Annotated in this window: 4 protein-coding genes and 2 pseudogenes; 2 read left to right on the top strand and 4 right to left on the bottom strand. The window is 55.6% G+C overall.

Features of this window, described 5'->3' with window-relative positions:
- Positions 1–76 precede the first annotated feature (76 nt).
- Positions 77–324: pseudogene (locus CO667_RS27375) on the bottom strand (hypothetical protein); the annotation flags it as partial.
- Between the two features lie 198 nt (positions 325–522).
- Between CO667_RS27375 and CO667_RS27370 the strand changes: the two are divergent.
- Complete coding sequence (locus tag CO667_RS27370; RefSeq protein ID WP_096771498.1) at positions 523–1,680, top strand: site-specific integrase; 1,158 nt, start codon at positions 523–525, stop codon at positions 1,678–1,680.
- Positions 1,681–1,865: 185 nt separating this feature from the next.
- Here the strand turns inward: CO667_RS27370 and CO667_RS27365 are convergent, their stop codons facing one another.
- Positions 1,866–3,722, bottom strand: coding sequence for an endonuclease NucS domain-containing protein (locus tag CO667_RS27365; protein WP_064843629.1), 1,857 nt, complete (start codon positions 3,720–3,722; stop codon positions 1,866–1,868).
- Between the two features lie 394 nt (positions 3,723–4,116).
- Here CO667_RS27365 and CO667_RS27360 point away from each other — a divergent pair, with 394 nt between their 5' ends.
- Positions 4,117–6,114 (top strand): YraN family protein, encoded by a 1,998-nt coding sequence (locus CO667_RS27360; protein WP_141098791.1) that lies wholly within the window; start codon positions 4,117–4,119, stop codon positions 6,112–6,114.
- 350 nt (positions 6,115–6,464) lie between these two features.
- Here the strand turns inward: CO667_RS27360 and CO667_RS27355 are convergent.
- Positions 6,465–7,432 (bottom strand): annotated as a pseudogene (locus CO667_RS27355) (IS481 family transposase).
- A gap of 42 nt (positions 7,433–7,474) precedes the next feature.
- Complete coding sequence (gene repC, locus CO667_RS27350) at positions 7,475–8,689, bottom strand: plasmid replication protein RepC (protein WP_064843808.1); 1,215 nt, start codon at positions 8,687–8,689, stop codon at positions 7,475–7,477.
- Positions 8,690–8,873: the final 184 nt, after the last annotated feature.

Raw genomic sequence — 8,873 nt, 5'->3', positions numbered from 1 at the left:
ACGTCACAAATGAATCATCTGTGTCGTAACTTGCGCCAATCCCACACCTAACCAAAATCCGCTCACCGGACGCTCACAGCTCATGGGTGGGTGTGCGAATATCGCGGGTGGCGTCATGGAGGACGAGGTCTTCCAAGTGGACGAGTTCACCATCGATCCACAGCGAGGCGCAGGCGTCGGTATAGTGCGATCGTTCGATCCAGCCTTGCCCGACCGGTGAACGGGCGATGCGCTCGTCGAGCCGCACCAACAGGTCGCGTCAGCAACCGGTCGCTGAAGGCTGGTCATGAGGATTTTGGACAAATCATAACGCATTGAATTCATGGTAAATGATTTGTTAAACGGACGCTATTGCGGAGTTAGCATCCGTCACTGGTCGACATCGTTGAGACGACGCCTCACTTCCGATAAGTACTGCTTATCGGAAGTGATTGCTATAACGCCGCAAATCAGCGAAAACGGTATCAATGGAGGGCCAATGCGGCCGTGCTGACACCCGGTTTTCGCGCCTCAGGAGGCATTTTGGACATTCTTGCTGCGAACACGGCACCAGACGCGATCGCCCGGCGGGCCGAAACCCTCGACACCATTGCCGCGGTGCTGCCGATCGACCGGCGCGACAAACTCGCCGAAATCCTGTCCGACCAGGACGTCGAGACGCTCAAACATCTGGTCAACGAAGGCATGGGTGCCAACACGCTTCGGGCGCTGACGTCCGATTTCGCTTACCTCGAGGCCTGGTGCTTAGCGGCGACCGAAAGTCCGCTGCCCTGGCCGGCACCGGAAGCGCTGCTGCTGAAGTTCGTCGCCCATCATCTCTGGGATCCGACGCGGCGCGAAAGCGATCCCCAGCACGGCATGCCGCCCGAGGTGGACCAGTCCTTGCGAGACGGGGGCTTTCTCCGGTCGGCCGGGCCGCATGCGCCGGCGACCGTCGGACGACGGCTCGCCAACTGGTCGACGCTGACCAAGTGGCGCGGCCTCGACGGCGCCTTCGCCTCCCCGACTTTGAAATCCGCCATTCGTCTCGCCGTGCGCGCCGTCCCCCGGACGCGCCGCCGCAAGAGCGCCAAGGCGGTCACCGGCGATGTTTTGGCCAAACTGCTGGCGACCTGCAGCGGCGACAGCCTGCGCGATCTGCGCGACCGGGCCATACTGATGGTCGCCTTCGGCTCCGGCGGCCGCCGGCGCAGCGAGGTGGCCGGCCTGCGGAAAGAACAGCTAACGATCGAGCCGCCGGTGACTGTCGAGGATGGAAGCCCCCTCCCCTCGCTCTCCATCCACCTCGGCCGCACCAAAAATTCCGGCGCCGGCCAGGACGAGGTCGTCTATCTGACCGGCCGGCCGGTGGAGGCGCTGCATGCCTGGCTGGCCGCCGCCAAGATCGACGGCGGCAGTGTGTTCCGGGCGATCGATCGCTGGGGCAATGTGTCTCGCCGGGCGCTCGATCCGAAGGCGGTCAATGATATCGTCAAGTTGCGCGTCGAAATGGCCCGATTGGAGGTGGGGGAGTTTTCGGCGCATGGATTACGGTCGGGGTATCTGACGGAAGCAGCCAACCGCGGCATCCCGTTACCCGAGGCGATGGAGCAGTCGAGGCACCGGTCGCTTCAGCAAGCGTCCAGCTACTACAACAACGCGACGCGGCGAAGTGGGCGGGCGACTCGCATAATGGGATGACGAAACATCCGTCCGACGGGCTTGGACGGGTTTAAGAAGTTCATTCTGCTGCCTCCAAGGCCTAAGCCGGATTATGCGAAGAGGCAGCGTTGGTCGACCGAGTTTAGCCGCCTCGTCTTGACTATGCGTGACTTGAGTCGTTGCGCGTCCAGACCAACAGTCTATGATTCCAACCCGGGGCTGAGTTACGCGATGACGGCCGAAAACTGGTCAGTCTCTACCAACTGCCAGCCCTTGCTCGTTGCGAAGTAAATCTCGCCGGTAAACCCGCCGCTTGAGCGGGTTTTGTCCACCAAACAAGCCGCACACCAGTTGCCAGAAGGTTCTCTTTTGAATGATCCGTCAGCCATATACCTTAGGTGTGCAAATGGGCGACCACAGTAGTCACACCCGGCTGGTAGTTGACCAAGCCAAAACTTGTCCGTTTTTGTCGCGCGAGTGGCCGATATGACCTGTTTGAGAAAGGCCTCAGCCTGAACTATTTTCTGATAGTGGTAACCTGCGATGGCGTTTTCAAACCCGGTGTCGGTCTCATCAAAAAACTGCGCCAATTCGGCGACGGCCTCCTGGGCATATGTGACAAAATCCGGAAGCCCTTCCTTTGCTGATTGTACGACCATTTCTTTGCCTTGCAGGCGAACGCGATGGAAACTTCTTTCGGAGGTCTTTCCGATCGAATAGCGCAGGCCAAGATCCGACATGACATCCATGTTCCGTGGTCGGTGCGAGCCCCAAAATTTCTCCGAAGCATAGTCGCGCGCGTGATCTCCGAAGTGACGACGTATGACGGATCGAACGTCTACCGGTGCTCCATCCCATTCCAGGAAGCCCTGGAACACCTCGCGGCGGGTCACAAACTCGATCTCACATTGGAGTGCAGGGGTGTAGAGGCTAGCCTCGTAGTACTCCGCTGCCAGAACGCGGAGAATATCGTCATTGCTGTAGATTTGAAGGCGTATCACCGCCGGTCCACCTGCACTCGCGTATTCGAAGAGCTCACGCAGGGTCGCATGCCACTCGTTGTTAAATTGAAGCGCACGCTTCACAGATGCGGCCAGCTCTCCCATCTGTGCATTCGATTCGGTCGTGGCAACAATATCGAGATCATTGAACGAATCCGTTACAACGAGTTCTTTGATCAGCTCCGCGTCAGTCATCGATACATCGATGAACCTGCCGTAACGCCTGATCTCGGCCTCGCTAATACGATCAGGCGTGAACCATTCGCCTGCCCGCTCCGGGTACGAGATCGTAGAGCTGATCGATCTCAATCTCGAATGGACAAGTTCGAAACCAGGTTCGTACATCCTATCAGCTGCGACAGCCTCTTGATCGATTTGGAGGACGTGACCCTCTACGTCATCCTTGACTTCTCGAAACGCCGCTCGCGAAAGTCGTCTCTCGAGATCGTTCAGATAGAACTCCTTCGAGTTTTGTTGCTGAGCAAAGTATAGGTAGTGCATGTCATCGGCGGGTATTTTGGAAAAAATCAGAATGAAATCTTCGACACCGCTGGTGTTCATGTGCTTTGCGATGAGCTTTATGGCTCGGTCGATGTCCGGTTGAGACCCAAACCGCCACATGTAGTGCCTTCGAGCAATGCGACGATTGAGAACACGCGGATTCGAAACAACCTTTTCGATGCGAGCCGGAAGTTTATTTTGCCCCAGCACAATTCGTCCAGCCGAAACGTCATAGGGGCAGTTCCGCATCCACTCGGAAAACGGGACATGCAGATCCACCCAGTCCACAGATAGAAGGATAAAGCGGTATTCCCGCTCCTTGACTAGAAGCTTGTGTCGAAGAAGTGCGGCATATTTGATCAGTTCATGCACTGCATCGCGCGATGCACTTCGCGTCCGTTTGATCTCAATGATTACATACTCACCTCCCGGTGCGACCGCGAATATATCGAGGAATCCGTCTGAGCCATTTGGGTTCCTGAGGTGGTGTTCCTTACCTAGAAATTTCAGGTTTGGTTCCACCAGATCCAAATTGTCGATCAAATAATCCCTGATTTGATCCTCATTCACACCAGACATGATCGACTCTCGCGAAACCGCTAAATGCCGATTCATATCGGGACAATTGTTACGATACAGCAAACTCCAGCCCAAAATGCCAAACGACGATCAAGCCGCGGGTGGAAACCGCTAGCCTGGATCGCGGGGAGTTTTCCCCTAATGGATTGCGGGCCGGATGATCACGGTGCCGCCAATCGTGGCTTTTCCTCCTCCCGTAGGCGATCGAGGAGACGCTGCATCGACAAGTGCTGCAAGCCTCAAGCTATTTCAATCACGCTGGCCGGCAGTGGGCAGCTGCCTGAATGCAGATTGCCTATTATTCGAGGCACGTAATCGGCCGCAGCTAAGACGCCTTGCAATTAGGAGTAGGGTAATAGAATTTCGGCTACATAAACTTTGATAGGGTTGCCCGATGTCCGAATCCAATAATTTCCGAGATTTTGTCCTCTACCTTGAAGCGGCATGGGACAATCCAGGAAGAACCGAGCTTCCTCCACCTGCCGTCGCGTTTCGTGACGAGGAGGAGCAACTTAACGCAATGCTAGCAAAAGTTCTTTTGGACGACGGAAGCCCCTTTTCAGTGGCCGACCTGCGAAAGCTTATCCGCTACGCAGCATTGTCAAACGCCCTCACGGGGAGAGACGGCGCGCTGCTCTTCGTGTTGGAAAAGATCGCGCAGCGCTTTCCTGTCTCACAAGGTCTTATCAAACCAAGCCACGAACGATGGCACATTGCGCTTGATGTAGGTAGGCGGTTGTTAGCCTTAAACAACTTCAGAACGCCCGATTCAAAGACGGAAAACATGGTCGCTGCCCTGCAACGCTTGCGTGATGGCGGCCACAGTTTCTCGCTCGACGAGACGGGCATTGACCGCAATTCGGACGGTTTCCTGACCGTCACACAGCAGATCCTTGCGCGATTGACAAGCGTTGGCCGGACAAAAGCTTTTTCCTTCTTGGAAGGCTTAGCAAGGCGCCTTTATGATTATGAGTTCGACCAAGTCCTATACTCACGCAATCCAAAACAGCACCCAAGAGAATCCTCCGTGCCCTTCGGATTTCTCTGGCAGCTGACGGCCCGCGTGGAAGGTTTGACGTCCATCGTAGCTGACCATAATGATGTCCTGCATCAGGCTGTGGCGCTGGCCCGCGATCTTGTAGCCCTGACCGGCATAGAGAGCTACGGCCAGTTTTGGGCGTTGAGCGTGTCGACTAGGGATATCGACCAGTGGCTCGCTGACGCGACGCTGCATGATCACCTATTTTCGCTGCAGCAATGGACGCCGTTCATTACTCCCATATTTCTCCGTAGCTTCTTTGGCACCGATCAGGATTCAAGGCTGCGCGGTCAGTTGGGATGGGGAGTGGAGGACGCAGCAACCGCATCAGAGGCCCTGATAAGAGAGGTAGCAACCAGTCCTGGCGTTTTAACTGAGAGCGCATTGGAGTCCGTTCTTCCTGCAGAAACGGTGTCTGCGTTGCTTCGTGACCTGACGCATCAAGCTCCAACCCCGAACAACAACTACGTATCTCCCTTCTCAGCACCCGAAGCAGATCTCATGTTCAAGCCTTTCTGCAGGGCAGGTTCGACCGCGGACGTGTTTATCCCGACTCGATCGGCATTTGGCCCTGCCTGCTACGAGGCCGTCGCTGCTGGCCTTCGCAAAGTGCTCACAAAAGATGAAATTGGCGCATTGACGGGTGAGGGCCTCGAGCGAACCACCGGCGCAATCCTGAAGTTTCGAGATGTCCATCCGACGATAGAAGCTAAATCGTACCAGATGGCCGGTGCCGATGGAGAGTGCGATCTGGTTCTCGAGGATGACAATACGATCATATTTATCGAGTGCAAAGCCAAACCCATTACGCGCACCGCCATGTCGGGCAACGCAGCCGACGCGATACTTCTTTATCTTGAGGGCATCGTTGCCTCACAAGCGCAAGCCCTCCAGCATCAATCCATGCTTGAGAGCCATGGCCGGATTGTTTTCGAGGACGGTTTCGTTCTGGAGCACCGCGCCAGGAAGATCATTCGTCTTTCCATGACCCTTTTCGACTATGGAACCCTGCAAGATCGATTTGTCTTCGCACAGCTTTCTGCTGCTCTAACAGATAGCGAGCTGGTGGCGAAAGATCCTTCGGCCAAGAAGAGAGTGAAGAAGGCAAACGAAACGCTCGAAAAGCTGCGAAAGACCCTGGCCATCGCTAATAATCTGAATGATGACGTATCGAGGCAGATTTGGATTCGCTCACTCCCTACGGCATCGCTCTCTATTGGGCAATTGGCTGCGCTCCTAGTCGAACAGAACGATGTCGCGAAACTCGCCCGCGTCCTTTCCCGACCGGCGAGTTTCGCAACGGGAAGCGTACTCAAGGAATACCACTACTTGCGAATGCAACAGCTAGTCTAACCATCCCGGTGTATCGCTCCAGTCCTTTCGCTGGTTCATTCACACGAACCCCCACCTCGAGAGTGCCGTATCGGAGTAAATCATACGTCCGTGACCCTGACCCTTTCTCGGCTTTTGCGACGAGCGCTTCATAAGGGGTCGCCGACCCGTAACGCCAGAAGTTCGTAGGTGAACCACGCAGCAAATGACTGCAATGCGACGCTCACGATTTCTCCGAACCGTTGCCATATCGGTGAAGGCCTGCATGTGTATCAGCCCATCACGCATCGCGGATCTTTGCCTTCAATAGGAGCGGGCGAAATGCGCTAACCAAAACCCTGACAGCTGTCAGGGTTTTGTCTGTGGGGGCCTTAGGTGTTTAGTCCCGGCATTTGATGGATGGGATCGATGATGAATCGATCTGGCTCCAAAGTCCATCGTTTGCATATGAACTCGTAAGGCGTGAGGCCCTTTAGCGTCTTGAGCCGGCGCCCGAAATTGTAGGCGTCGATAAAGTCGGCGAGATGTTTTTTTAATTGCGCATGATCGTCGTAGTGGAAGCGCTTGACGGTCGCCTCCTTGATCGTTCGGTTCATCCGCTCGACCTGTCCGTTGGTCCAGGGATGCTTCACCTTTGTCAGGCGATGCTCGATGCTGTGATCGTCGCAGACCCAATCGAAGATGTGCTGGAAGGCATTTCGATCACAAGCTCGGTTAGTGAACTGAATGCCATTGTCGGTCAAAACGGTGTGAATGGTGTAGGGCACTGCCGCGATCAGATTGCGCAAGAACTGGGCGGCATTCATCTTGTCGGCTTTGTTGTAGAGCTCTGCGAACGCGAACTTGGATGTTCGGTCAATTGCGACAAAGAGATAGAGCTTGCCCTCAGCCGTCTGCACCTCGGCAATATCGATGTGGAAGTAGCCGATCGGATAACTTTTGAACTTCTTCTTCGGCTCCTTGTCGCCTCCGACCTCCGGCAGACGTGAAATGCCGTGGCGCTGCAAACACCTGTGCAACGACGAACGCGTCAGATGTGAGATGGTAGGCTGAAGAGCGTAGAGGCAATCATCGAGCGGTAGCAACGTATGCCGGCGGAAGGCGACGATAACGGCCTCTTCTTCGAGGGAAAGGGTCGTCGAGTGCGGGTCCTTCGGACCTGTAGGAAGATCGACCAACGATGTCCGCTTCTTCCATTTCGCCACGGTTTTCTGGTTGATCCCGTATCGCTTCGAAAGCGTTCTCAGGCTCTTCTTCACTATTTTGTATTGCTCGACGGATTGCCTCTGTCGTCGTGGCGCTCCCGTGTAGAACTATGGCCCATAGTGCTTCCCTCCATGCCAAGAAAAATATTGCACCATCAAATGCCGGGTCTAAACAACTAGCCCACTGCGCGCTCGCCTTGTCCGTGAACTCTTAGCAGCGCCATGAGAACCGGCCCTAACGAAAATTCGCCCCGTGCCGCCTTGCGTGTTAAATCTCGGAGATATCCTCCTGGCGCGTTGATGTGCCCTGCCCGCTCGAGGATGCAAGCGATCGCCGTCGCCGCGTTTTCCGGCCCCATCACGTCGCATGCCTCTTGATAGGCCGACGGGCTGACGCCCAGCATCGATCGGGCGACCACCGCTGCAATCATCATTGCGCGCCAGCTGTCGATCGTACCGCCCGGCCCATACATCGAGATCTCGGGGCAAGCCCGCATCACCATGCCAAGCGGAAAATTCCGGACTGGCTCCCGCTTTGGCCGACCATCGTTCACGGCCTTTGCGCCCTGCTCGTTCCTAGAGCTAGGTTCAAATTCACAGCAAGATTCGGTATTTGAATTCTGTATGTGCTGCTCATGATGGTCACCATTGGTGCTAACATTTTCATCTTTTTGATGCATTTCCAGGATGTTGATGATCTCCTGCTGCAGAAGCTCCATCTCGTCCAGGATTGAATTCACATCACTGAGCGTCGGAGAGCGCGGAATCCTGCCCACGAGACCGGTGTAGATCGCTTCGATGCTTTCCCAGTTGCCCGACGCACCTTCCTCGATCGCAGCAGAAATGAGCTTTCGAACGTCGCGCCTGCATATCGTTAAATTTTCCTTCGCCCGACGGAGGGCAAAACGATCGGCAACGACTTGTTGCGCCATCATTGCAAGCTCATCCACCCGCATGAGCAAGGGTGACAGATCAAAGCCGAATGCGCTATCGATCTCACCTGCCTTGTCCTTCCGGGCATAGCGCTTCCCATTCGCGCTGTCCTTGCGAACGATCAGTCCGGCCTCTACGAGAAGAGCCAGATGTCTGCGAAGCGTGGCGCCAGCGATACCGTGCGCCCGAAGTGTCAACTGGGCGTTGGACGGAAAAACGATGAGCTGCGCATCTTGGCGCAATTCGTTGTCGGGATAAAAGCTCAAGAGTGCGTCGAGGACGGCGAGGCTGCGATCCTGCAACCCAAGCAACTCCCTTGCTTCGGAGGCGTCCCTAAAGACCTTCCATTTGTCCGCCGTCTTGCCTGGCTTAATCTCACTCGCCTCAATTTGCCGCTTCACCAAGGCAAGCGTCATCGGCCGTCGCCCAAAGGGCGTCGTCACACTTCCAATCTGCATTTTTTTCACCTTCAAAAAGGCAAAAGAAACCCGCTCACCAAAATTACGGTGCCAAAGACTCTTGACTGGGATTCGGGGAAATGCGATTCTCTAGTTGTCACACATTGAGAGAGGCTTCCACGACGGCAACGTTTGGGGGCCTTTTTCTTTTGCAGCGCTTCCTTTCTTCCGAACCCTGACAACT

It is taken from the genome of Rhizobium sp. L43 (assembly GCF_002531725.1).
GTDB lineage: Bacteria > Pseudomonadota > Alphaproteobacteria > Rhizobiales > Rhizobiaceae > Rhizobium.
Note: the sequence above shows the minus strand (reverse complement) of the source record. Positions and strands in the feature narration are given on the sequence as shown.

What these genes read in the sequence shown, in the direction of transcription:
- CO667_RS27365 (WP_064843629.1), bottom strand. Translation starts at nt 3,722, where the DNA reads ATGTCTGGTGTGAATGAGGATCAAATCAGGGATTATTTGATCGACAAT.
- repC (WP_064843808.1), bottom strand. Translation starts at nt 8,689, where the DNA reads ATGCAGATTGGAAGTGTGACGACGCCCTTTGGGCGACGGCCGATGACG.
- CO667_RS27360 (WP_141098791.1), top strand. Translation starts at nt 4,117, where the DNA reads ATGTCCGAATCCAATAATTTCCGAGATTTTGTCCTCTACCTTGAAGCG.